The sequence below is a fragment of the Actinomadura sp. K4S16 genome (assembly GCF_008327685.1).
In the GTDB taxonomy this organism is placed as follows: Bacteria; Actinomycetota; Actinomycetes; order Streptosporangiales; family Streptosporangiaceae; genus Spirillospora.
Genome location: NZ_BDDE01000011.1, coordinates 554,914 through 576,595, shown reverse-complemented (window position 1 = coordinate 576,595; position 21,682 = coordinate 554,914). Strand labels below are relative to the sequence as shown.

At 74.8% G+C, this 21,682-nt stretch carries 21 protein-coding genes and 1 riboswitch; of the genes, 17 read left to right on the top strand and 4 right to left on the bottom strand.

Annotated elements, in window-relative coordinates:
* Window positions 1-67 precede the first annotated feature (67 nt).
* From K4S16_RS09895 to K4S16_RS09860, 8 genes are all read left to right on the top strand, one after another.
* Window positions 68-721, top strand: a complete 654-nt coding sequence (locus K4S16_RS09895) for a LysE family translocator (RefSeq protein WP_235036682.1) — start codon at window positions 68-70, stop codon at window positions 719-721.
* Between the two features lie 73 nt (window positions 722-794).
* Complete coding sequence (locus tag K4S16_RS09890; RefSeq protein ID WP_149258546.1) at window positions 795-1,757, top strand: DUF881 domain-containing protein; 963 nt, start codon at window positions 795-797, stop codon at window positions 1,755-1,757.
* On the top strand, window positions 1,754-2,086 hold the full coding sequence (locus K4S16_RS09885; RefSeq protein WP_149258545.1) for a small basic family protein: 333 nt from the start codon (window positions 1,754-1,756) through the stop codon (window positions 2,084-2,086). The genes K4S16_RS09890 and K4S16_RS09885 overlap by 4 nt, the downstream gene beginning before the upstream one ends.
* Complete coding sequence (locus K4S16_RS09880; protein ID WP_149258544.1) at window positions 2,083-2,919, top strand: DUF881 domain-containing protein; 837 nt, start codon at window positions 2,083-2,085, stop codon at window positions 2,917-2,919. The genes K4S16_RS09885 and K4S16_RS09880 overlap by 4 nt, the downstream gene beginning before the upstream one ends.
* A 308-nt stretch (window positions 2,920-3,227) precedes the next feature.
* Window positions 3,228-3,758 (top strand): FHA domain-containing protein, encoded by a 531-nt coding sequence (locus K4S16_RS09875; protein WP_141575695.1) that lies wholly within the window; start codon window positions 3,228-3,230, stop codon window positions 3,756-3,758.
* A 37-nt stretch (window positions 3,759-3,795) separates the two neighbouring features.
* Window positions 3,796-4,536 carry a MerR family transcriptional regulator gene (locus K4S16_RS09870; protein WP_200841775.1) on the top strand — a complete coding sequence of 247 codons (741 nt, stop codon included), beginning with the start codon at window positions 3,796-3,798 and terminating at the stop codon, window positions 4,534-4,536.
* Window positions 4,537-4,678: 142 nt separating this feature from the next.
* Window positions 4,679-5,149 carry a bifunctional nuclease family protein gene (locus K4S16_RS09865; protein ID WP_067468341.1) on the top strand — a complete coding sequence of 157 codons (471 nt, stop codon included), beginning with the start codon at window positions 4,679-4,681 and terminating at the stop codon, window positions 5,147-5,149.
* Window positions 5,150-5,506: 357 nt separating this feature from the next.
* Window positions 5,507-6,112: a MerR family transcriptional regulator gene (locus tag K4S16_RS09860; RefSeq protein WP_149258542.1), complete on the top strand. Its 606-nt coding sequence runs from the start codon at window positions 5,507-5,509 to the stop codon at window positions 6,110-6,112.
* 4 nt (window positions 6,113-6,116) lie between these two features.
* Here the strand turns inward: K4S16_RS09860 and K4S16_RS09855 are convergent, their stop codons facing one another.
* Window positions 6,117-8,594, bottom strand: a complete 2,478-nt coding sequence (locus K4S16_RS09855; RefSeq protein WP_235036681.1) for a lysylphosphatidylglycerol synthase transmembrane domain-containing protein — start codon at window positions 8,592-8,594, stop codon at window positions 6,117-6,119.
* A 271-nt stretch (window positions 8,595-8,865) separates the two neighbouring features.
* A riboswitch (glycine riboswitch) is annotated at window positions 8,866-8,960 on the top strand.
* Window positions 8,961-9,132: 172 nt separating this feature from the next.
* Here K4S16_RS09855 and gcvP point away from each other — a divergent pair.
* Window positions 9,133-12,003, top strand: a complete 2,871-nt coding sequence (gcvP, locus tag K4S16_RS09850; RefSeq protein WP_149258540.1) for an aminomethyl-transferring glycine dehydrogenase — start codon at window positions 9,133-9,135, stop codon at window positions 12,001-12,003.
* Between the two features lie 473 nt (window positions 12,004-12,476).
* Complete coding sequence (locus tag K4S16_RS09845) at window positions 12,477-13,595, top strand: lipopolysaccharide assembly protein LapB (RefSeq protein WP_149258539.1); 1,119 nt, start codon at window positions 12,477-12,479, stop codon at window positions 13,593-13,595.
* On the opposite strand, the gene K4S16_RS09840 is transcribed toward K4S16_RS09845, so the two are convergent.
* Window positions 13,596-14,021: a PPOX class F420-dependent oxidoreductase gene (locus K4S16_RS09840; RefSeq protein WP_149258538.1), complete on the bottom strand. Its 426-nt coding sequence runs from the start codon at window positions 14,019-14,021 to the stop codon at window positions 13,596-13,598.
* Window positions 14,022-14,072: 51 nt separating this feature from the next.
* On the opposite strand from K4S16_RS09840, the gene K4S16_RS09835 reads away from it, so the two are divergent.
* Entirely contained in the window at window positions 14,073-14,690 is a 618-nt protein-coding gene (locus K4S16_RS09835; protein WP_149258537.1) for an alpha/beta family hydrolase, read from the top strand.
* A gap of 98 nt (window positions 14,691-14,788) precedes the next feature.
* Here K4S16_RS09835 and K4S16_RS09830 read toward each other — a convergent pair whose 3' ends face one another.
* Window positions 14,789-14,992, bottom strand: a complete 204-nt coding sequence (locus K4S16_RS09830) for a DUF5999 family protein (protein WP_141575683.1) — start codon at window positions 14,990-14,992, stop codon at window positions 14,789-14,791.
* A gap of 277 nt (window positions 14,993-15,269) precedes the next feature.
* Here K4S16_RS09830 and K4S16_RS09825 point away from each other — a divergent pair, with 277 nt between their 5' ends.
* Genes K4S16_RS09825 through K4S16_RS09815 form a run of 3 tightly spaced genes read left to right on the top strand, consistent with a single transcriptional unit; the run spans window position 15,270 to window position 18,105 of the window.
* A complete protein-coding gene (locus K4S16_RS09825; RefSeq protein ID WP_149258536.1) occupies window positions 15,270-15,998 on the top strand; it encodes a (Fe-S)-binding protein in 729 nt (242 codons plus the stop codon).
* Window positions 15,995-17,467, top strand: a complete 1,473-nt coding sequence (locus K4S16_RS09820; RefSeq protein WP_149258535.1) for a lactate utilization protein B — start codon at window positions 15,995-15,997, stop codon at window positions 17,465-17,467. Before K4S16_RS09825 ends, K4S16_RS09820 begins: the two co-directional genes overlap by 4 nt.
* Window positions 17,464-18,105 carry an LUD domain-containing protein gene (locus tag K4S16_RS09815; protein WP_149258534.1) on the top strand — a complete coding sequence of 214 codons (642 nt, stop codon included), beginning with the start codon at window positions 17,464-17,466 and terminating at the stop codon, window positions 18,103-18,105. The genes K4S16_RS09820 and K4S16_RS09815 overlap by 4 nt, the downstream gene beginning before the upstream one ends.
* A gap of 6 nt (window positions 18,106-18,111) precedes the next feature.
* Here K4S16_RS09815 and K4S16_RS09810 read toward each other — a convergent pair whose 3' ends face one another.
* The gene (locus K4S16_RS09810; RefSeq protein ID WP_149258533.1) at window positions 18,112-18,699 is read right to left on the bottom strand and encodes a TetR/AcrR family transcriptional regulator C-terminal domain-containing protein; all 588 of its coding nucleotides are present in this window, start codon (window positions 18,697-18,699) and stop codon (window positions 18,112-18,114) included.
* Window positions 18,700-18,815: 116 nt separating this feature from the next.
* Between K4S16_RS09810 and K4S16_RS09805 the strand changes: the two genes are divergently transcribed.
* From K4S16_RS09805 to K4S16_RS09795, 3 genes are all read left to right on the top strand, one after another.
* Complete coding sequence (locus tag K4S16_RS09805; RefSeq protein WP_149258532.1) at window positions 18,816-19,232, top strand: plectin; 417 nt, start codon at window positions 18,816-18,818, stop codon at window positions 19,230-19,232.
* A gap of 180 nt (window positions 19,233-19,412) precedes the next feature.
* Window positions 19,413-20,039 (top strand): maleylpyruvate isomerase N-terminal domain-containing protein, encoded by a 627-nt coding sequence (locus tag K4S16_RS09800; RefSeq protein ID WP_149258531.1) that lies wholly within the window; start codon window positions 19,413-19,415, stop codon window positions 20,037-20,039.
* 167 nt (window positions 20,040-20,206) lie between these two features.
* A complete protein-coding gene (locus K4S16_RS09795; RefSeq protein ID WP_149258530.1) occupies window positions 20,207-21,598 on the top strand; it encodes an MFS transporter in 1,392 nt (463 codons plus the stop codon).
* Window positions 21,599-21,682: the final 84 nt, after the last annotated feature.

Genomic DNA, 21,682 nt, shown 5'->3' with positions numbered 1-21,682 from the left:
CCATATTGCACCGAGCACAATGTTTTTATTGCTTAGAGATTACTCCGACTCCTAGCCTTGGAGCACCTTGACCGACTGGAGCGCAATGATCTCGTACGCGGCCGTCGCGGCCATCGCCCTCTTCGCCCTCGGCCTCGTCCTCACCCCGGGGCCCAACATGATCTACCTGGTGTCGCGGTCGGTGACCCAGGGCCGCCGGGCCGGGCTGATCTCGCTCGGCGGCGTCGCCGCGGGCTTCCTCGTCTACGTCGCGGCCGCGACCGCGGGGCTCACCACCGTGTTCGCGCTCGTCCCGCCGCTCTACGCGGCGATCAAGATCGGCGGGGCCTGCTACCTGCTCTGGCTGGCGTGGCAGGCGCTGCGGCCGGGCGGCACGACCGCGTTCGCCCCCGCCGACCTGCCCGCCGACCCGCCGCGCCGGCTGTTCGCCATGGGGCTGGTCACCAACCTGCTCAACCCCAAGATCGCCGTCCTGTACGTGTCGCTGCTGCCGCAGTTCGCCGACCCCGCGCGCGGGAACGTCGCCGCCCAGATCCTGCTGCTCGGCGCCGTCCAGGTCACGATCGCCGTCACGGTCAACGCCCTCATCGTGCTCTGCGCCGGCTCCATCGCCGCCTTCCTCGCGCGCAGGCCCGGCTGGCGGCGCGCCCAGCGGTACGTGATGGGCTCGGTGCTGGCGGGCCTCGCCGTCCACATCGGCCTGCGCCCCGCCGCCGCCTGACCCCGGGGACGCCGCGCCCCGCCAAGGCCGACGCGCCCGGCGCCGATTTGCAGGTCCTTGCCATGATGGGCCGGTGATCGCACGACAGGACACGCCCGGCGGCCGCGACGCGGACGAGCGGCCGCGGAACCGGGGCGGGCCGCCCGGATGGCGGCGCCCCGACGCCTCCATGTCGCTGCTGGCCGACCTGTTCGCCGGAAAGCACCTCGATCCGGGGTACGCGGAGGCCGCGGCGCGCCGCGCCGCATCCGGCGGGACCGCGCCGCCGCGGGGGCGGCTCCGGGGCGCGGGCGTCCTGCTCGTCCTCGCCCTCACCGGTGCGCTGGCCGCCGTCGCCGGCCTCGAGGTGCACCGCAGCGAGCCGGTGGCCGCCGAGCGGCGCTCCGAGCTCATCGACCAGATCCACGCCCGCACCGCCGAGACCGACGCCCTCCAGCGCCGGCTCGACCGGCTCCGGGCCGACACCGAGCGCCGCCGGGCCGCCGCGCTGGCCCGCAGCGCCGCCGGCCGCCGCGTCCGGCAGCAGGTGGCCGCCGCGGGCGCCGCGGCGGCCGCCGCGCCCGCCGCCGGCGAGGGCCTGGTCGTCACCCTGGACGACGCGCCGCGCGACGCCCCCGCCGGGCACGCGGCGCCGGGCCGCGCCGCCGAGGGCGGCCGGGTCTATGATCAGGACCTCCAGGTCCTGGTGAACGGGCTGTGGGCGGCCGGCGCGCGGGCCATCGGCGTCAACGGCCGGCGGCTCGCCCCGACCACCGCGATCCGCGCCGCCGGCGAGGCGATCATGGTCGACTACCGGCCGCTCGCCGGCCCCTACGAGGTGACGGCGCTCGGCGATCCCGGGCGGCTGCGGGAGGCCTTCGCCGGCTCGCCCGCCGACCGGCGGCTCGCCGCGCTGCGGGACCGGTTCGGGATCAGGTACGACACGCGCCGCTCGGACGGGGTGCGGCTGCCCGCCGCGGGCGCGTTCCGGCTGCGGTACGCCGTCCCCCCGCGACGGGGGCGGCCGGTGAGCGGGGGAGGGGTGGTCCGAAGATGATCGCGCTGATCGGGCTCGTGGTCGGCGTGACGCTGGGCTTCCTGGTCCAGCCGGACGTCCCGCTCTGGCTCCAGCCCTACCTGCCGATCGCGATCGTGGCCGCGCTCGACGCCATGTTCGGCGGCGTCCGGGCCCGGCTGGAGGGGATCTTCGACGAGAAGGTCTTCACGGTCTCCTTCGTCAGCAACACCGTCATCGCCGCGCTGATCGTCTTCCTCGGGGACAAGCTCGGCGTCGGCTCGCAGCTGTCCACCGGCGTCGTGGTCGTCCTCGGCATCCGGATCTTCTCCAACGCGGCGGCCATCCGGCGGAAGCTGTTCGGCGCATGACCGGGGGCGAGGCCACGCGGCGCGACGGGACCGCACCCGAGGACGAGCGAGTCCCCGAGGACGAGCGGGCTCCCGAGGTGGATCAGGCGCCCGAGGACGAGCAGCCGCCCGAGGACGAGCACCCGCCCGAGGACCAGCAGGCCCCACCCGAGCCCGGGGGGCTGCGCGCCCTCGCCGCCCTGCTGCGCCCGCGCGTCAGCCCGGGCCAGCTCATCGGGGGGCTCCTGTGCCTCCTGCTGGGGTTCGCGGTCGCCGCCCAGGTGGGCTCGACCGAGCGCGACACCACGTTCGCCACCGCGCGGCAGGACGAACTCGTCGGCATCCTGGGGGACCTGGGCCAGCGGTCCGAGCGGCTGAGGGGCGACCTGCGCGACCTGGAGGAGACGAAGGCCCGGCTGGAGCGGGACGCCGAGGGCGGGACCGCCCTGGAGGAGGCGCGCGAGCGGGCGACCACCTACGGCCTGCTCGCCGGCACGCTGCCCGCCGAGGGCCCCGGGATCGAGCTCCGGATCGACGACCCCGGCCGCGGCGTGAAGGCCCTCAACCTCCTGGACGCCATGGAGGAGCTCCGCGACGCCGGCGCCGAGGTCATCCAGGTCGGCGACGTGCGCGTCGGCGTCGACACCCACTTCCTGGACGACCGCGACGGCATCCTCGTGGACGGCCGGCTGCTCACCGCCCCGTACCGGTTCCTGGCCATCGGCGACCCCCACACGATGACCACGGCGCTCACCATCCCCGGCGGCCTCGTCCGCACGCTGGAGGGGGCCGGGGCGCGCGTCCTGATCAGCCGGCGCGCGAAAGTGACCGTCGGCGCGGTACGGTCTCCCTAGAGGGGACGGGGGAGACGGTGGACCGCGCGCCCGCAGGCGCTACTGATCGCGGCCGCCCGCGCGGCGGCATGGACCTGCGATCATCGGCGAATGTAGTTTGGTGCAGCCGGTTCACCGTTCCAGTTGACCCCTCGGGTGATACCCGCGTAAGTTGCGGCGACCGTCGTGTGAGCGGGCGGTGAGTTGGACCGTTGCCGGGGGCGGACCCCCGGCGTGGGTTGGGTGAAGGATGCGCGTGGCGCAGGCGACCCCCGCTAAGGCGGGGAGTCCGCGGGCGGCACGCCGATGGTAGGAGGCCGAGCCGATCGATGCCGAGCGTCTACTGCACGCAGTGCGGTCACGCCAACCCGGATGATGCCCGCTTCTGCTCGAACTGCGGCACTCCGCTGAGGAGTTCGGCGCCGCCGCCTCCCCGGGAGTCGCCGGGCGAGTCCACGTCCACGATCTCCATCGGAGGGTTCGAGGCGCTGGACACCGATGCCGGCGCCGAGGAGCCGGTCGGGCCCGACCAGATGGCGATGGAGGCGCTCCCCCCAGGCACCGCGCTGCTCGTCGTGAAGCGCGGCCCCAACGCCGGCAGCCGCTTCCTGCTCGACAAGGACCGCACCTCCGCCGGGCGGCACCCCGAGAGCGACATCTTCCTGGACGACGTCACCGTGTCCCGCCGCCACGCCGAGTTCGCCCGCCAGGGCGGCGCGTTCTCCGTCCGCGACGTCGGCAGCCTCAACGGCACCTACGTCAACCGGCAGCGGATCGACCAGGCCGGGCTCTCGGGCGGCGACGAGGTCCAGATCGGCAAGTTCCGGCTGGTGTTCCTCACCAACCCGGCCCACGGCTGACGGAACGCGGCGAGGCCAGGCGACGATGGGAGGGCCCTTGAACGCGGAGCCGGCCCGGTCCCCGATGACGATCGGGGACGTCCTCGGGCTGCTCAGGCCCGAGTTCCCCGACATCACCATCTCCAAGATCCGGTTCCTGGAGTCCGAGGGGCTCGTCGAGCCGGAGCGCAGCCCCTCCGGCTACCGCAAGTTCAGCGACGCCGACGTCGAGCGCCTGCGGTACGTCCTCACCGCGCAGCGCGACCACTACATGCCGCTGCGCGTCATCAGGCAGCACCTGGAGGCGCGCGACCGCGGCGAGAGCGTCCCGCCGCTCGGCGCCCGCCGCACCGGCCCGTCCGGTCCGGCCGAGCCGGACCGGCGGCGCCCCCGCACGCTCGTGGCCGCCGACACCACCGCCCCTGACCCGGCCGTCCGGCTCACCCGCCGCCAGCTCCTCGACGGCGCCGGGATCGACGAGGCCCTCCTCGCCCGCCTCGAGGAGTACGGCCTCGTCCGCCGGACCGGCGCGCACTACGAGGGCGAGGCGCTGAACATCGCGCGCGTGGCCGCCGCGCTCGGCGAGTTCGGCTTCGAGGTCCGGCACCTGCGCGCCGTCAAGGCCGCCGCCGACCGGCAGGTCGGCCTGATCGAGCAGATGGTCGCGCCGCAGCTGCGCCGCCGCAGCCGCGGCGCGCACGAGCAGGCCGCCGAGACCGCGCGGGAGATCGCCGCCCTGTCGGTGCGGCTGCACGCCGCGCTGGTCGGCGCGGGGCTGCGCGAGAGCCTCGACCACTGAGCACGCGGCCCGTGGACGATTTTCCCGCCCCCCGTCCGCCGCGAGCTGTCCGAGCCTGGGTGTACGTTGGCTACATGGTTCGGTCAGGAATCGATCCGCTGCACGTGGTGATCGAGACAGCGAGAACCAGCAGGGAGCCGCAGTGAAGCAGATGGAGGTCGTCGGCGTCCGGGTCGAGATGCCCTCCAATCAGCCGATCGTCCTGTTGAAGGAGACGGAGGGCGATCGCTACCTGCCCATCTGGATCGGGGCGGTCGAAGCGACCGCGATCGCCTTCGCCCAGCAGGGGGTGCTGCCCGCCCGGCCCCTCACCCACGACCTGTTCCGCGACGTCCTGGACGCCCTCAGCGTCCAGCTCCGCACGGTCAACATCACCGCGCTCCGCGAAGGGATCTTCTTCGCCGACCTCATCTTCTCCAACGGCGTCGAGGTGAGCGCACGCCCCTCCGACTCCATCGCCCTCGCCCTGCGCACCGGCGCGACGATCTTCGCCAGCGAGGACGTCCTGGAGGAGGCCGGCGTCGCCATCCCCGACGAGCAGGAGGACGAGGTCGAGAAGTTCCGCGAGTTCCTCGACACGATCTCCCCGGAGGACTTCGGCCGCGCCGGATAGCCCCCTCCGCACAGCCCGCCGCCGTCCCGCCCGCGACGCGCCGGTCGAGCGCGTCCCGCGCCGGGCCTGTGGCGAATGTCACTCTGGAGGGGGCGAGTTCATGCCATGGGGCGATTGGTCGCCCATTGGGCCGGACCTGGCGGTTTTTGCGGGGGAACCATCGGGGTATGGACTGCGTGGGTGGCGAAGGTGTGCAGTTTGCCCATGTGAAGCCGGTTCGTCCGGGCATGCGACGCGCCGACGATGAACGTTGACCACACCCTGACCGGCACCTACCGTGCTGGTGGAACACCCGTGGTGTTATTCGTCAAACCCCCTTGACGAACCGCCGCGGGCTGATAGAAGCCGGAGGTCCGCGTGGCGGTGAGCAGCGGCGAGGGCAAGGCGACCCCCGACAGGCGCGTGGCGTCCCGCCGTGCCGGAGAGCAGGGCCTGCTCTTCGACACCCAGGTGTCGGCGCCGCCGGAGGACGTCGGCTACCGCGGCCCGACGGCGTGCGCCGCGGCGGGCATCACCTACCGGCAACTCGACTACTGGGCCCGCACCAAGCTGGTGGAGCCCAGCGTGCGGTCGGCGCAGGGATCCGGCAGCCAGCGGCTGTACAGCTTCCGCGACATCCTCGTCCTGAAGGTCGTCAAGCGGCTCCTGGACACCGGCGTCTCGCTGCAGCAGATCCGCACGGCCGTCACCCATCTGCGCGACCGCGGCGTCCAGGACCTCGCTCAGATCACCCTGATGAGCGACGGCGTGAGCGTGTACGAGTGCACCTCGCCCGACGAGGTCGTCGACCTCCTCCAGGGCGGGCAGGGCGTGTTCGGCATCGCGCTCGGACGGGTGTGGCAGGAGGTGGAGTGCAGCCTGGCGGAACTACCCGGTGAGCGCGCCTCCACCGGCGAGCCCGACCCGGCGGGGCACCCCCACGACGAGCTCGCCGACCGGCGGCGCGCCCGCCGCACCGGCTGACGCCTCAGAGCGCCTCCTTGCGCTGCAGGAACGCGAACGCCCCCCAGCCCGGCAGCACCGGCAGCCACAGCGTCAGCAGCCGGTAGAGCAGCACCGCCGATGTCGCCGTCTCCGCCGTCAGCCCCGAGATCGTCAGCGCCAGGGTGAGGGCGCCCTCGACGGCGCCGAGCCCGCCCGGCGTCGGCGCCGCGGATCCGACCGCGTTCGCGGTCAGGAACACCAGCACCACCGTCGTCCACGGCAGCGACCCGCCGAACGCCCGGACCGAGGCGTCCAGGCACAGGGTGAACGCCAGCGTCAGCAGCAGCGTGCCGCCCATCCCGGTGGCCAGCTTCCGCGGGGACTGCAGGACGTCCACCAGGCGCGGCACCACGCCCGAGAACATGGCCCTCAGCCGCGAGGCGACCACCCGCCGCACCCGCGGCACGGTCAGCGCCAGCCCGGCGAGCAGCCCCAGCCCCAGCACCGCGAACATGATCGTCCGGGAGGGGGCGAGGTCCTGCGTCGCCTTCGCCGTCGAGCCGGTCAGGAACCCGAACAGCACCAGCAGCAGGATGTGGATGACCATGCCGACGAGCTGGGACGCGCCCACGCTCGCGACGGCGAGGGCCGGCCGGACGCCCGTGCGCTGCAGGTAGCGGGTGTTGACCGCGACGCCGCCCACGGCCGCGGGCGCGACCAGCTTCACGAACGACGCTGCCAGCTGCACCAGGACCGTCCGCCACAGCGGCAGGCGCTCCGGGACGAACCCCATCAGCATGAACGCGGCGGCCACGTAGGTGAGCGCCGCCGCCCCGAGCGCCGCCGCCACCCAGTGCCAGCTCGCCGTGGCCGCCAGGCGGCCGATGTCCAGGCTCGTCACCTGCGGGATGACGATGTAGGCCGCGATCGACAGCGCCACGATGCTGACGATGGTCCGGGGCCGGAAGCGCTCCAGGTTGGCGGGGGCCGCCTCGGTCTCCGGCTTCAGCCGGACGATCTGCTCGCGGATGCGGGTGAGCAGGTCCTTGTGGTGCCGGAGGGCCGTGCGCGTCGCCCGGGACAGCGCCACCCGCTGCAGCAGCGGCACCGCCCCGCCGAGGGCCTCCTCGCCCAGCACGGACGCCGCCGTCCGGACCGCCCGCTCCGGCCCCGCCCGCAGCGCCAGGGTCGTGAGCAGCTGGGCGAGGTCGAGGCGGAGCGCCAGGTCACCCGCCGCCGTCTCCCCGGACCGCAGGTCGGTCAGGTAGGCGCGGCCGTCGTCGCCGACCAGGACCGCCCCGCCCTCCAGCCGCCGGTGCGCGATCCGCCCCGCCTGCAGCGCCCGGAACTGCCGCCACACGTCCGTGAGCAGCGCGTCGGTGACCTCGTCGTCGGGGACGTCCCCGAGCCGCCGCCCCGGCACGTGCTCGTAGGCCAGCAGCGCCGCCTCGGTGCCGACCTCGCAGGTGCCGGCGAGCCGCGGCGTCCGGGCGCCCGCCGCGTCCAGCGCGTACGCCGTCAGCGACTCCAGCTCGAGGGAGCGGCGGAGCGAGCGCAGCGTCCGCCCGGTCGTGTCGCCGCGCAGCCGCAGCAGCCGCCAGACGCGGTAGAGCAGCCCGGCGGTCTGCTGGTCGCGGTCGAGGACGCGGACCTCCACGTCCCACTCGCCGTGCGGCCCGCGCCGCGCCGGGAGCCGGGCGCCGGTCCCGCCCCGCGGGCGGTCGGCGAGGACGACGCCGTACCGGCGCGTCTGGTCGGTGCCCTCCCCGGAGCCGTCCAGCCGCGCCGCCCGCTCGGGCCGCAGGCCGAGCCGTTCGAGCGCGGCCACCACGGTCCTGCCGGACGGGCGCGGGTTCGGCGTCCCGACCGCGTAGAGGGTGCCGTGGCCGATGGCGCGGCCCAGCAGGTAGGTGGCCGCCAGCGCGGCCACGGAGGCGTACGACGCGGTCAGCCCGGTCAGCGCCGCCAGCCCGATCATGGTCCAGGTGGCGGCCTGCCAGCGGGCGCGGCCCGCCATCCCGACCGCGCTGACGAACGCGATGACCGGCGCGATGTCGGTGTGCACCGGCGCGGTCTCGGTGCCGCCCCAGATCAGCGAGTCGAGCACGCCCCCCGGCGCGGCCCGCACCACCAGGTCGTCCAGGCCCACCGTGACGCCGAACGCGATCATCGCGGCGAGCAGCGCGATCGCGACCCGCGTCCCGTCCTTGTGGAACAGCCGCTCGATCCCGAACGCGATCGGCACGGCGAGCACCCCGAAGCTGGACACCAGCGTCGCCAGCGTCAGCAGCGGCCGGGGCGCGTGCGCGGTGCCCTGCGCGATGTCGGTCTGGAGGCCGTGCGTCGTCTGCTGCGCGATCGACACCAGCAGCATGACCGCCGCCAGCCCCACGACGGACGCCGCGAACCGGAAGGCGTCGGACGGGCGGCGGATCCGGTCGGGCTGGGCGGGCTCCTCGACGGGGACGCCGGCGGACGCCCCCGGCGCCGGGCGCACCGCGCCGTCGTGGGTCTGTGTCACGCCGTACCGCCGCTCCGGCCATCCGTCATCGTGGCCAGCGTCCCAGACCCGGCGGCGCGCCGTCGAGTCGGCGGAGCGCCGCCGGGACGCGCGTCCATCCCGCAGCCTCATCTCCCCGCCCCCGTGCGGCCCGAGCCCCTCCCGTCCCAGGTGGGTGAGCACATGGTACTCGCCGGTAGACCCCGGGCGCCGGAAGGGCTCGGCCCTTGCGGCGGGCCGGAACCACCCGGTGGACGCGCCTTTGGGTAGGGTTCGTCCTAGGACATGCCGTCGACCCTGTGCGGGAGAGACCCCACGCCGCCAGCGTGGGGCGCCGAAGGGGCAACCTCCCCGGAACCTCTCAGGCAAAAGGACCGCGCGGACGAGGCACCTCTGGAAAGCAGGCGTCGATCCCCGCGCGCGGGGAAGGGCGGCTCACCGAAGGGGAAACCCCGCCGCGCGGGTGAAGCTCTCAGGTGCCGATGACAGAGGGGGAGACCGGCCCGCCGGCCCGCGCCGGCGGCGCACCTGAGCGACCGCAGCAGCCAGGAGGCCTTCCATGACCGCCCAGTTCTTCGCCCCCGTGGCCGCGCCGCAGCACCCGCGGTCGGCGTTCGCCGACCGGCACGTGGGCCCGTCCCCGAGCGACCAGGCGAGGATGCTGGCCGCCATCGGCTACTCCGGCGCCGAGGCGCTGATCGACGACGCGGTCCCCGCCGCCATCCGCACCTCCCGGCCGCTGGACCTGCCGCCCGCGCTGAGCGAGACCGCCGCGCTGGACCGGCTCCGCGAGCTGGCGTCCCGCAACACCGTCCTGACGTCCATGATCGGGCTCGGCTACCACGGGACCACCACGCCCGGCGTGATCATGCGGAACGTGCTGGAGAACCCCGGTTGGTACACCGCCTACACGCCCTACCAGCCGGAGATCTCCCAGGGCCGCCTCGAGGCCCTGCTGAACTTCCAGACGGTGGTGGGCGACCTGACCGGGCTGCCCGTCGCGAACGCCTCCATGCTGGACGAGGGCACCGCCGCCGCCGAGGCCATGGCCCTCGCGCACCGCGTGTCCAGGCGCAAGGAGCCCGGGACGTTCCTCGTCGACGCCGACACCCTCCCGCAGACCATCGAGGTCGTCCGGACCCGCGCGGTGCCGCTCGGCATCGAGGTGGTCGTCGCCGACCTGTCCGGCGGGCTCCCGGACGGCGACTTCTTCGGCGTGCTGCTGCAGTACCCGGGCGCCTCCGGCGCCGTCCGCGACCTGGAGCCCGTCATCGCGCAGGCCCACGAGCGCGGCGCCAAGGCCGTCGTCGCCGCCGACCTGCTCGCGCTGACGCTGCTGCGCCCGCCCGGCGAGTCCGGCGCCGACATCGCGGTGGGCTCCGCGCAGCGGTTCGGCGTCCCCTACGGGTTCGGCGGCCCGCACGCCGGCTACATGGCGGTCGGCGAGGGCATCCAGCGCCAGCTCCCCGGGCGGCTCGTCGGCGTGTCCGTCGACGCGGACGGCGCCACCGCCTACCGGCTGGCGCTCCAGACCCGCGAGCAGCACATCCGCCGCGAGAAGGCCACCAGCAACATCTGCACCGCCCAGGTCCTGCTCGCGGTGATGGCGAGCATGTACGCGGTCTACCACGGGCCCGAGGGCCTGGCCGCGATCGCGCAGCGCACGCACCGCCGGGCCGCCGAGATCGCCGCGGGCCTGCGCGCCGGCGGCGTCGAGGTGGTGCACGGCTCGTTCTTCGACACCGTCCTCGCCCGCGTGCCCGGCCGGGCCGCCGAGGTCGTCGCGGCCGCCCGCGAGCGCGGGATCAACCTGCGCCCGGACGGGCCCGACCGGGTCGCGGTCGCCTGCGACGAGACGACGCTGCCCGCGCACGTCGCGGCCGTGCTGGAGGCGTTCGGCGCCCCGGCGGCCGGCGAGGCGCCCGAGGCGTTCCCGGACGCGCTGCGCCGCGAGAGCCCTTACCTGACCCACCCGGTCTTCCACGCGCACCGCTCCGAGACGGCGATGCTGCGCTACCTGCGCAGGCTCCAGGACAAGGACATCGCGCTCGACCGGTCCATGATCCCGCTCGGCTCCTGCACGATGAAGCTGAACGCCACCGCCGAGATGGAGCCGATCACCTGGCCCCAGTTCGCGGACGTCCACCCGTTCGCGCCGATCGACCAGGCCGCCGGCTACGTCGAGCTGATCGGCGAGCTGGAGGACCGCCTCGCCGAGATCACCGGGTACGCGAAGGTCTCCGTCCAGCCGAACGCCGGCTCCCAGGGCGAACTGGCCGGGCTGCTCGCCATCCGCGGCTACCACGCCTCCCGCGGCGAGGAGCACCGCGACGTCTGCCTGATCCCGTCCTCGGCGCACGGCACCAACGCCGCGAGCGCCGTCATGGCCGGGATGCGGGTCGTCGTCGTCAAGTGCGACGAGGGCGGCAACGTCGACCTCGACGACCTGCGGGCCAAGCTCGCCGAGCACGGCGACCGGCTCGCCGCGATCATGGTGACCTACCCGTCCACGCACGGCGTCTTCGAGGAGACGATCACCGAGGTGTGCGCGGCCGTGCACGAGGCCGGCGGCCAGGTCTACGTCGACGGCGCCAACCTCAACGCGCTCGTCGGCCTGGCCCGCCCCGGCGAGTTCGGCTCGGACGTCTCCCACCTCAACCTGCACAAGACGTTCTGCATCCCGCACGGCGGCGGCGGCCCCGGCGTCGGCCCGGTCGGCGTCCGCGAGCACCTGGCCCCGTTCCTGCCCAACCACCCGCTGCGCGAGGAGGCCGGCCCCGGCACCGGCGTCGGCCCGATCTCCGCGGCCCCGTGGGGCTCGGCCGGCATCCTGCCGATCTCCTGGGCCTACATCGCGATGATGGGCCCGGACGGGCTGCGCGCCGCCACCGAGGGCGCGATCATCGGCGCCAACTACCTCGCCGCCCGCCTCGCCCCGCACTACCCGATCCTCTACACCGGCCGGAACGGCCTCGTCGCGCACGAGTGCATCGCCGACCTCCGCAAGATCACCAAGGAGACGGGGATCACCGCCGAGGACGTCGCAAAGCGACTCATCGACTACGGCGTCCACGCCCCGACCCTGTCGTTCCACGTCGCCGGCACCCTGATGATCGAGCCCACCGAGTCCGAGGACCTCGCCGAACTCGACCGGTTCTGCGACGCCATGATCGAGATCCGCCGGGAGATCCAGCGCGTGGCCGACGGCGGCTACGACGCCGAGGACAACCCCCTCAGGAACGCCCCGCACACCGCCGCCTGCCTCGTCTCCGACGACTGGAAGCACGCCTACACGCGCGAGGAGGCCGCCTACCCTCTCCCGTCCCTGCGGGAGAACAAGTACTGGCCCCCCGTCCGCCGCATCGACCAGGCCTACGGCGACCGCAACCTCGTCTGCTCCTGCCCGCCCCCCGAAGCGTTCGAAGATTGAGCAGTGTTTATTTGTGGGCTTTGGGCTGAGGCGCCTGGGGCGCCTCAGCCCAAAGCCCACGTGCGATCGCTGGCATCGCTTCGTCTCGCCTTGCGGCTCGCTGCGCGATCAGGTTCTTGCTTCGCTCGAACCTGCCTTCGGACGCGATCGCGGTAGCTCGGGTCGCCGAAGGCTGGGGTGGTGGCTGGGCGCCGTTCGCGTCCGCTCCTGATACTTGAGCGCGTTCGGCGGTGACCGCGAAGGCTTGGAGCGCTTACGGTCGAGGGCCGTTCGCGCGGTGCCGGGGCCGGCTGGGCGGATCGGGCGTTCACGGAGGCCTGGAGTTGATGGCTCGGCGGCATGCGCCAGGGGCGGGGACGGGTTCGGGGACGGATTTGTGATCATGGCGGGATTTCGGGGTGTCGGGGCGGGACGGGGGTGGGGGCCTGTCGCTACGCTTCTGCTGATCCCGACCCCCAGAGGGCAGAAGAGCGATGAGCGAGTCCCTGGACGCCGTGTCCGACGACGCGGCGCGACTGTGCGAGGAGGCCCGCGGCCTCGCCGAGAACGGTGAGGCGGAGCGGGCCGCGCTGCTGTTCGAGAGGGTGCTCGCGCTGGGCGACACCCCCTTCCGGGCGCAGGCGGCGCTGGGGCTGGCGGTCGTCCTGGACGACGCCGGGCATGTGGAGCGCGCCAGGGAGGCCGACCGGGCGGCGATCGCCACGGCCGACCCCGAGTACGGGCCGCGCGCCGCCTACCACCTGGCCCTCACCCACGAGCGGGCCGGCGAGCACGAGTTGGCGGCGCCCGCCTGGCGGGTCGTTGTCGACTTCGGCAACCCCGCCTACCTGCCGCCCGCCCACCTGGCCCTCGCCCGCATCGCCGACGACGCCGGCGACTTCGACACCGCCCGCGGCCACTGGGAGGCGGTGATCGCGACCGGGGACGCCGAGTACGGGCCGCCCGCCGCGCACGACCTCGCGCAGCGGCTGCTGGAGCGCGACGAGCCCGCGCGGGCGCAGCGGGTCCTGACCGCCGGGCTCAGGCTGATCGACCGGGGTACCGCCCCCTACGCCCACTCCCGGCTCGCCGTCGCGCTCGGCATCTCCTACCTCGACCAGGCGATCGGCGCGTTCGGCGCGGCGCTGGGGGAGGAGCCGCCCGACCCGGAGGTCGGGCCGCTGGCCACCGAGCTGCTGGCGCGGACGCTGCCGCTGCGGGGGCGGGGCGCCGAGGCCGGCGAGGTGTGGCGGCGCGGGCTCACCGACCCCGGCACCGCGGGCCAGGTGCGGGCGCGGCTGCGCCGCGACTTCGGCGACGCCGAGGACGACGGCGACCCCGGCGACCTGTGGTGGGAGCCGGTCGTCGAGCAGGCCGTGTCGGACGGGACGCTCCCGGCCCTGGCCGGGGAGGCGTTCGGGGCCCTCGACCACATGTACGCGCTGCTCGCCGCCCGGTACGCCGAGCGCCGGGCGGGCGAGTCCAACGAGACCCTCGGCAGGGCTGTGCGGGTGCCGAGCGGCTACCCGTGGGGCCCGCTGCTGCACGAGAGCTTCGCGGAGCGGTTCCGGCTGGCGATGGGCACGCCCGTCCCGGACTGGACCGAGGGCTAGCTACTCGGCGATGGCGCGCTCGGCGATCACCTTGGTGATGCGGGCGCGGACGAGGTACTCGGTGGGCACCGCGTTGCGCCGGCCGAACTCCTCGGCCCGGTCGGCGCCCATGTAGCGGCCGCCGATGGCGGTCGCCCAGCGGAGCACCTCGTCCAGGTCCTCGACCAGCGTCGCCTCGGCCTGGAGCAGGACGTACGAGTAGGGCGGGGCCTGGTCGTCGACGCAGATGGACACGCGCGGGTCGCGGGCGAGGACGCGTCCCTTGACGCTGTGGCGGCCGGTGTTGAACAGCACGTCGTCCCCGTCGAGGACGAACCAGACCGGGGTGACGTGCGGCGTCCCGTCCTTGCGGGTCACGCCGGCCTTGCCGGTGCGGGTGCCCTCCATGACGAACGCGCGCCACTCGCTCTCGGTCATCCTCTGCATGGGGCCAGTCTGCCGCACGGGCCGGCCGGCGCGGCCGCTACCTTGAGTCACATGAAGGTCGCGACGGCGCACGGGCCCGCCGAGGTGGTGCTCGACGAGGTGGACGACCCCGCGTTCCTGCTGGTGCTGACGCACGGGTCGAACGGGGGAGTGGAGGCGGCCGACCTGCTGGCGGTGCGGGCGGAGGCGCTCGCGCTCGGCGGCGCCGTCGCGCGGGTGACGCAGCCGTTCCGGCTCGCCGGGCGGCGGGCGCCCGGCCCGGCGGCCAAGCAGGACGAGGCGTGGCTGGAGGTCGTCGCGGTCCTGCGGGAGAGGTTCGGGGACGTCCCGCTGGTGCAGGGCGGCCGCAGCAACGGCGCGCGGGTGGCGTGCCGGACGGCGGCGGCGGCCGGGGCGGCGGGCGTGGTGGCGCTGGCGTTCCCGCTGCACCCGCCGGGCAGGCCCGAGAAGACCCGGGTGGACGAGCTGCGGTCGGCGGGGGTGGAGGTCCTCGTCGTCAACGGCGACCGCGACCCGTTCGGCGTCCCCGATCCGGCGGACGCGGCCGAGGTCGCGGTGCTGGCGGGGGAGCGGCACGACCTGAACAAGGACCCCGCGGCGGTCGGCCGGGCGGTGGAGCCGTGGCTGAGAAGGTGGGCGGCCCGTCCGGTGCGGACGGGCCGGGAGTAGGGTCGCTCCGGGCCCGGTGCGGGCCCAGAGGCCGGTGGTGGGCGGGCGTGCCCCCGAGGATGATCACCCGTTTGAACTAGTCCCCCGTGGAGACCCGCTCAAGCGGCGGACGTGGCCTGCGCGTCCGTCGGCCGGTGCGGCGCGATGACTCCCCCGTCGGGCAGCAGCTCACCGGTGTCCTCGAACAGCACGACCCCGTTGCACAGCAGGCTCCACCCCTGTTCGGGGTGCGAGGCCAGCGTGCGGGCGGCGTCGCGGTCGGGTGCGTCGTGGGAGGGACAAGGCGGCTGGTGCGGGCACATGGCGTGCCTCCGGTCTCAACTACTGGTCGGTCGTGGTGCTTTCCTTTTCTGACGCACCCCAGTGTGGAGTGGTTCGCCCCCACCGGCCATAGCCCGTTGGGACGGTTGTCCATTGGTACCGGAGTACCGGACGGGTGTGATCCCTCCCACTCCGGGGTGCCACGCAGTAGGGTCCCCCCGGCGCGGTAACGGACGGAGAACGACACGCCGCCGGAGCCTGAAACCCCTACGATGTTCGGCGGGGGACGGGCTCTGCGGGGTTGGGGGAGTGAGGCCGGTGCGGGTCGCGCTGTCCGTCGCGTGCTTCGACGACGTGCTGTTCCCCGGCACCGCGAAGGCCGTGACCGCGCTGCTGGAGCGGCTCGGCCACGAGGTGGCGTTCCCGCCGGGGCAGGGCTGCTGCGGCCAGATCCACTGGACGGCCGGCTACCACCGCGAGGCCGCCGCGCTCGCCCGCTCCCACGCCGCCGCGTTCGAGGGCTGCGAGGTCGTGGTGGCGCCGTCCGCGTCGTGCGCCGCGACCGTCCGCGACGACTACCCGAAGATCGCCCGGGGGGCCCGCGACCCCGGCCTGGCCCGCGCCGCCGAGGGCCTCGCCGTCTACGAGCTGACGGAGTTCCTCATCGACGTCCTGGGGGTCACCGACGTCGGCGCGTACTTCCCGCACCGGGTCGCCTACCACCCGTCCTGCCGGTCCCTGCGCACCCTCGGCGTCGGCGACCGGCCGGTGCGGCTGCTGCGCGCGGTGCGCGGCCTTGACCTGGTCGACCTGCCGTCCGCCGGCGAGTGCTGCGGGTTCGGCGGCGCGTTCGCGATGAAGAACGCGGACGTGTCGGTCGCGATGGTGGCCGACAAGGTCAGGCACATCCGCGGCACCGGCGCCGACGTGGTCTGCGCCGTCGACGACGCGTGCCTGGCCCACATCGGCGGCGCGCTTTCGCGGCTGCGCGGCGGCGTCCGGACGATGCACCTGGCCGAGATCCTCGCCGAGACGGGGCCGGCATGACGGCCTCACCGCCGGGGGCGGCGCCCTCCCCGGGGAGGAGCGGGCCCGCCCGGCCGCCGAGGCCGAAGTTCGCCGCCGCCGCGCGGCCGGAACTGGCCGACACCCGGCTGCGCCGCAACCTGCGCGGCGCGGCGGCCGCGCTGCGGGAGCGGGAGGCCGCCGCGGCGGCCGAGGCAGCCGACTGGGAGGACCTCCGCGAGGCCGGCCGCGCGATCGGGGACGGCGCCCTCCTCGACCTCGACGCCCATCTGGAGGAGCTGGAGCGGGCCGTCACCGAGGCGGGCGGCACCGTGCACTGGGCGGCGGACGCCGCGGAGGCCCGCCGCGTCGTCACCGGCCTGGTCCGCGCGGCGGGCGCGAAGGAGGTCGTCAAGGCCGCGTCCGCGACGACGCGGGAGATCGGCCTGAACGACGCGCTGTCCCGCGCGGGCGTCACCGTCCGCGAGACCGCCGTCGCCGAGATGGTCCTGCAGCTCGGCGAGGACGCGCCGTCCCACCTGCTGTCCCCGGCCGCGCACCGCGACCGCGCGCAGATCGCGGAGCTGCTCCGCCGCGCGGTGCCCGCCGCCGGGCCCGGCCTCGCCGACGACCCCGCCGCGCTGGCCGCCGCCGCCCGCGCCCACCTGCGCGACCGGTTCCTGCGCGCCCGCGTCGCGGTCACCGGCGCGAACTTCCTGGTCGCCGAGACCGGCACCGTCGTCCTGGTGGAGTCGGAGGGCAACGCGCGGATGTGCCTGACGCTCCCCGAGACGCTGATCAGTGTCGCCGGTATCGACAAGGTCGTCCCGACATGGGATGACATGGAGGTGTTCCTCCAGCTGCTTCCGCGCTCGTCGACCGGCGACCGGATGACCCCGTACGTCTCGTCGTGGACGGGCGTGACGGCGGGCGACGGGCCGCGCGAGTTCCATCTCGTCCTGCTCGACAACGGCCGCACCCGCGCCCTCGCCGACGAGGTCGGCCGTGCCGCCCTGCGCTGCATCCGCTGCTCGGCCTGCCAGAACGTCTGCCCCGTCTACGAGCGGACGGGCGGGCGCCCCTACGGGCCGGTCCACCCCGGCCCGATCGGCGCGGTCCTCACCCCGCTGATGCGGGGCGTGGAGAGCGCCGCCGACGCCTCGCTGCCCTACGCGTCCACGCTGTGCGGCGCCTGCGCCGACGTCTGCCCCGTGAAGATCGACATCCCGGACGTGCTGGTGCACCTGCGCGGCAGGGTGGTCGAGTCGCGGCGGCGGCGCCCCGTCCCGACCCCCGAGATGGCGCTGATGCGCGGCCTCGCCTGGACGATGGGCGACCCGCGCCGGCACGAGGCGGCGGTGCGGCGCGGCGTCCGGTGGGCCCGGCTGCTGTCGCGCGGCGGGCGGATCCGCCGCCTGCCCGGCCTGCTCGGCAAGTGGACGGAGGCCCGCGACCTGCCCGCGCCGCCGGCCGAGAGCTTCCGCGGCTGGTGGGACAGGACGCGGGCATGAGCTCGCGCGAGGAGGTGCTGCGGCGGGTCCGCGAGGCGCTCGGCGGGGCCCGCGGCACGGGCCCGCCGGTGCCGCGCGGCTACGCCCGGCACCTGACCGCGGCGGACGCCGAGACCAGGGCCGACGTCCTCGCGCTGTTCACCGAGCGGGTCGCCGACAACCGCGCGGCGGTGCGGCACGTCGGCGCGGACGAGGCGGGCACGGCGGTGGCGGCCGCGCTGTGGGGGCGGGAGGCCAAGCAGATCGTCGTCCCGGCCGACCTGCCGTTCGGGTGGCTCGCGGAACTGGACGGCGTGCGGGCGCTGCCCGACACCCCGGCGGTCGACCTCGCCACCCTCGCCGCGGTCGACGGCGTCGTCACCGGCTGCGCGGTGGCGGTCGCGCAGACGGGCACGGTCGTCCTGGACGGCGGCCGGGCGCAGGGCAGGCGGGCGCTCACCCTCGTCCCCGGCTACCACCTGTGCGTGGTGCACGCCGACCAGATCGTCGGGACGGTGCCGGAGGCGGTCGCGCGGCTCGACCCGGCGCATCCCCTGACGTGGATCAGCGGGCCGTCGGCCACCGACGCCATCGGGACGGCGCGGGTCGAGGGCGCGCACGGCCCCCGGCACCTGGAGATCATCCTCGTCGAGGACTGACCGCGCCTAGCGCACGCCCCCGAGGACGACGTCGAGGCCGGCGCGGAACCGGGCGCCCCAGTCGACGTCGCCGTCGCCGGCGGCGGTCCGCGCGGCGGCCCCGTCCTCGGCGGTGCCGCGCACCTCCAGCGCCGCGTGCCCGATCACGTAGCCGAGCAAGGTGTGCGCGGCGACGGCCGCGGCGTCCTCGGCGACGCCGCCGCGGCGCAGCACCTCCCGCAGGGACGCGAGGGTGGCGGTGAGCGCGGCCGGGTTGCGCCGGGTGACGACCAGCGGGAGGACGCCCGCGTGCGCCAGCAGGCGGTCCCGGTAGTCGCCCGCCCACGCCCGCAGGACGTCCTGCCAGCGCCCGGACGCCGACGTGTCGGCCGGCGCCGCCGCGACGTGCGCGACGAGGCCGTCCAGGAGCTGCTCCTTGCCGCGGGGGAGGTGGTGGTAGATCGCCATCGCCTCCACCTCCAGGGCGTCGCCGAGCCGGCGCATCGTGAGGCGGCCGAGCCCCTGGCCGTCCACGATCCGCAGCGCGGCCTCGGTGATCCGCTCGGTGGTCAGCGGGGCGCGGTTCTGGGCGTTGATGCTGGGTTGCCGGACCATGGAGCGACCTTACTACGTAAAGGGCCGCGGCCGGGTGTCCGCCGCCGCAACACGCCGGGACGCCGCGTACGCTTACCCTCGATCGAACACTGCACGACCGTCGAGGGAGTACCACCATGCCGCTGGGCCGCCGGGTGAGCAAGGACGTCGCGGAGCCGTACGAGGCCGACCAGCGGCTGGCCGGCGAGTACGAGGACCGGCTCGCGGCGGCCGGCGAGGCGGAGCGGGCGCTGCGGGAGGCGCAGGCGTCCGGCGCCGCCGAGCCGGAGCTGCGCGAGCTGACGATCGCCTTCGACGAGGCGATGACGGCCGTGCTCGCCGCCGCCGAGGCCTCCGAGCGGGTCGCGATGGGCCCGAAGGTGTACTCCACGGAGGCGCAGGACGCCAAGACGCGCCGCGCCGCCGAGATCGCCTACCGCAAGGCCAAGGCGCGCCCGGCGGTGCGCCCGTGGACGGAGGAGGTCGACCGGCTGCGCACGGCCCGCGAGGCGCACCGGCTGAGCTTCAGGACGCGGCCCGCCGCCCGCCTGTGAGCCGCGGCGGACGTGTGGCGACACAGCGTCACCGGGTGGCACGGGCCACCGAACTCTGAGAGTCTGCCCTCTCTGGGGAACGCCAGGGGGCGCCTCGCGCCGCACGCCGCGCCGGCGTGACGGCCGCGGGCACCTCCCGGCGGGAGGGCACTCGGTGCTCTGGACGTTGGGGGATGTCACGTGGAGCGCACGCCGCCGGACCGGTGCCGCGTACTCGAGTCCTACCAGGACGGGGTGGAGGCGATCCGCGCGCTCGCCGACGCCGTCGGGGACTGGGACGTGCCGACGCCCTGCGCCGACTGGCAGCTGGTCGACCTGGCCGGGCACCTGCGGTGCGTCGCGGAGAACTGCCTGGAGTACCTCCAGGACGCGCCCGACAGCCGGCTGGCGAAGCTGTTCGCGCAGGACGCGGCGACGGCGGTGCTGATCAGGCAGCAGGCGCGGCAGAACGCCGCCGAGCTGGCGGTGCTGCCGCCCGAGCCCGGCCCGGAGCGGATCCTGGCGTTCGGGGTGTCGGCGGGGGCGTACGCCGACCTGATGCCCGACATGTGGGACCGGACGCATCTGATCTACCGGGGCACCAAGTACACGGTGGGCGACCACGCGGGCGCGGCGTGCGTGGAGTGGCACCTGCACGCCTGGGACATGGCCCGCGCGATCGGGGCCGACTACCGCCCGCGCGATCCGGACCTGCTGGTGTCGGCCTGGCACTGGGGCGTCCCGCACCTGCCGCTGGAGCGGGGGGACCCGTGGAGGGCGGTGCTGCGCTCCTCCGGCCGGTCGCCCGGCTGGCCCGCCCGGCGGTGACCCGCGGCTGACGTGGGTTCACATGCGGATATTTCCAGTGTGCGCTTGATGTAGCACGGTGGGTACAGGAAGCGCCAGGGCCTGTAATCCGGCCTTCCTAGCTTCTGGGTGTTCGCAGCGTCCCGGCCTTGCGCCCGGGACCTCTACGACACCCGGAGGAGACGTCCATGACCTTGCTCACCGACGAGACCGCGCGCCCGCGGGGAGCCGCCGGGCGGCGCGGCCGGTGGATCGACCACTGGGAGCCCGACGACGACCTGTTCTGGGCCGGGACCGGGCGCAGGGTCGCGGCCCGCAACCTCGCGTTCTCGATCCTCACCGAGCACCTGGGCTTCTGCGTGTGGCTGCTGTGGAGCATCGCCGTGCTGCACCTGGCCGACAACGGCACCGTGCTGTCGGTGGGGCAGGTGCTGTGGCTGACCACTCTGCCCAACCTTGTGGGGGCGGGGCTCCGCATCCCCTACACCTTCGCGCCGGCGCGGTTCGGGGGCCGCAACTGGACGATCGCCAGCGCGCTGCTGCTGCTCATCCCGTGCGCGCTCTTCGTCTACGCGATCGAGAACCCGGGCCTGCCGTTCTGGGCGCTGCTGCTCGTCGCCGCGGCCACCGGCCTCGGGGGCGGCAACTTCGCCTCCTCGATGTCGAACATCACGCACTTCTACCCGACCGACAAGCAGGGCCTGCCGCTCGGCCTGAACGCCGCCGGCGGGAACGTCGGAGTCAGCGTGACGCAATTGACCATGCCGCCGCTGATCGCGGCCTTCGGCCTGGTCGCGCTCGGCTGGGTGTGGATGCCCCTGGCGCTGGTCGCCGCCGCCTGCGCGTACCTGTTCATGAACAACCTGTCCGGGGTGAGCCAGCCCTACACGCTGCGGGAGATGGGGCGGATCTCCAGGCGGCCGCACACGATCGTGATGTCGGTGCTGTACATCGGGACGTTCGGCTCCTTCATCGGCTACTCCTTCTCGTTCGGCGTTCTGATCAAGACGCAGTTCGCCGGCGTGCAGGCGTCCCACTACATCTGGCTCGGCGCGCTGGTCGGCTCGGCCGCGCGGCCGCTCGGCGGGTTGCTGGCCGACCGGCTCGGCGGCACCGTGGTCACGTTCTGGAACTTCCTCGGGATGAGTTTCGGCGTGGTGGCGATCTGGGCGGCGGTGACCACCAAGTCATGGCCGCTGTTCCTCGGCGCGTTCCTGTGGGTGTTCGCCACCACCGGCGTGGGCAACGGCTCGACGTTCAAGATGATCCCGGCGATCTTCAAGACGCGCATGACGGCGGGGCTCGGCTCCGCGGACGAGGAGGCGGCGCGGCGGGCGGTCCTGACCGCGCGGCGGGAGGCGTCCGCGGCGATCGGCCTCATCTCCGCGGTCGGTGCGTTCGGCGGCGTCCTCATCCAGCAGACGTTCCGGATCTCGCTGGAGCGCACGGACGGGATCGGGGCCGCCCTGATCGGGCTGGCCGCCTTCTACGGGGTCTGCGTCGTGCTGACCTGGGCCGGATACATGCGGAAGGTGACCGTGGGGGGAGTGCGCAAGAGTCTCGCCGAAGCCGGCGTCTGAGGGCGTGGGGCCGCCCGGCCCCGGTGGTGCGGCCACCGGGGCCGGGCGGTGTCGTCCCGTGGACGGGTAGCTCGTGCGGCTTCG

Bases quoted from the DNA above. Each gene is read 5' to 3' on its own strand.
- K4S16_RS09885 (WP_149258545.1), top strand. From the start codon at position 1,754: ATGATCGCGCTGATCGGGCTCGTGGTCGGCGTGACGCTGGGCTTCCTG.
- K4S16_RS09880 (WP_149258544.1), top strand. From the start codon at position 2,083: ATGACCGGGGGCGAGGCCACGCGGCGCGACGGGACCGCACCCGAGGAC.
- K4S16_RS09875 (WP_141575695.1), top strand. From the start codon at position 3,228: ATGCCGAGCGTCTACTGCACGCAGTGCGGTCACGCCAACCCGGATGAT.
- gcvP (WP_149258540.1), top strand. From the start codon at position 9,133: ATGACCGCCCAGTTCTTCGCCCCCGTGGCCGCGCCGCAGCACCCGCGG.
- K4S16_RS09845 (WP_149258539.1), top strand. From the start codon at position 12,477: ATGAGCGAGTCCCTGGACGCCGTGTCCGACGACGCGGCGCGACTGTGC.
- K4S16_RS09840 (WP_149258538.1), bottom strand. From the start codon at position 14,021: ATGCAGAGGATGACCGAGAGCGAGTGGCGCGCGTTCGTCATGGAGGGC.
- K4S16_RS09835 (WP_149258537.1), top strand. From the start codon at position 14,073: ATGAAGGTCGCGACGGCGCACGGGCCCGCCGAGGTGGTGCTCGACGAG.
- K4S16_RS09830 (WP_141575683.1), bottom strand. From the start codon at position 14,992: ATGTGCCCGCACCAGCCGCCTTGTCCCTCCCACGACGCACCCGACCGC.
- K4S16_RS09820 (WP_149258535.1), top strand. From the start codon at position 15,995: ATGACGGCCTCACCGCCGGGGGCGGCGCCCTCCCCGGGGAGGAGCGGG.
- K4S16_RS09815 (WP_149258534.1), top strand. From the start codon at position 17,464: ATGAGCTCGCGCGAGGAGGTGCTGCGGCGGGTCCGCGAGGCGCTCGGC.
- K4S16_RS09810 (WP_149258533.1), bottom strand. From the start codon at position 18,699: ATGGTCCGGCAACCCAGCATCAACGCCCAGAACCGCGCCCCGCTGACC.
- K4S16_RS09805 (WP_149258532.1), top strand. From the start codon at position 18,816: ATGCCGCTGGGCCGCCGGGTGAGCAAGGACGTCGCGGAGCCGTACGAG.
- K4S16_RS09795 (WP_149258530.1), top strand. From the start codon at position 20,207: ATGACCTTGCTCACCGACGAGACCGCGCGCCCGCGGGGAGCCGCCGGG.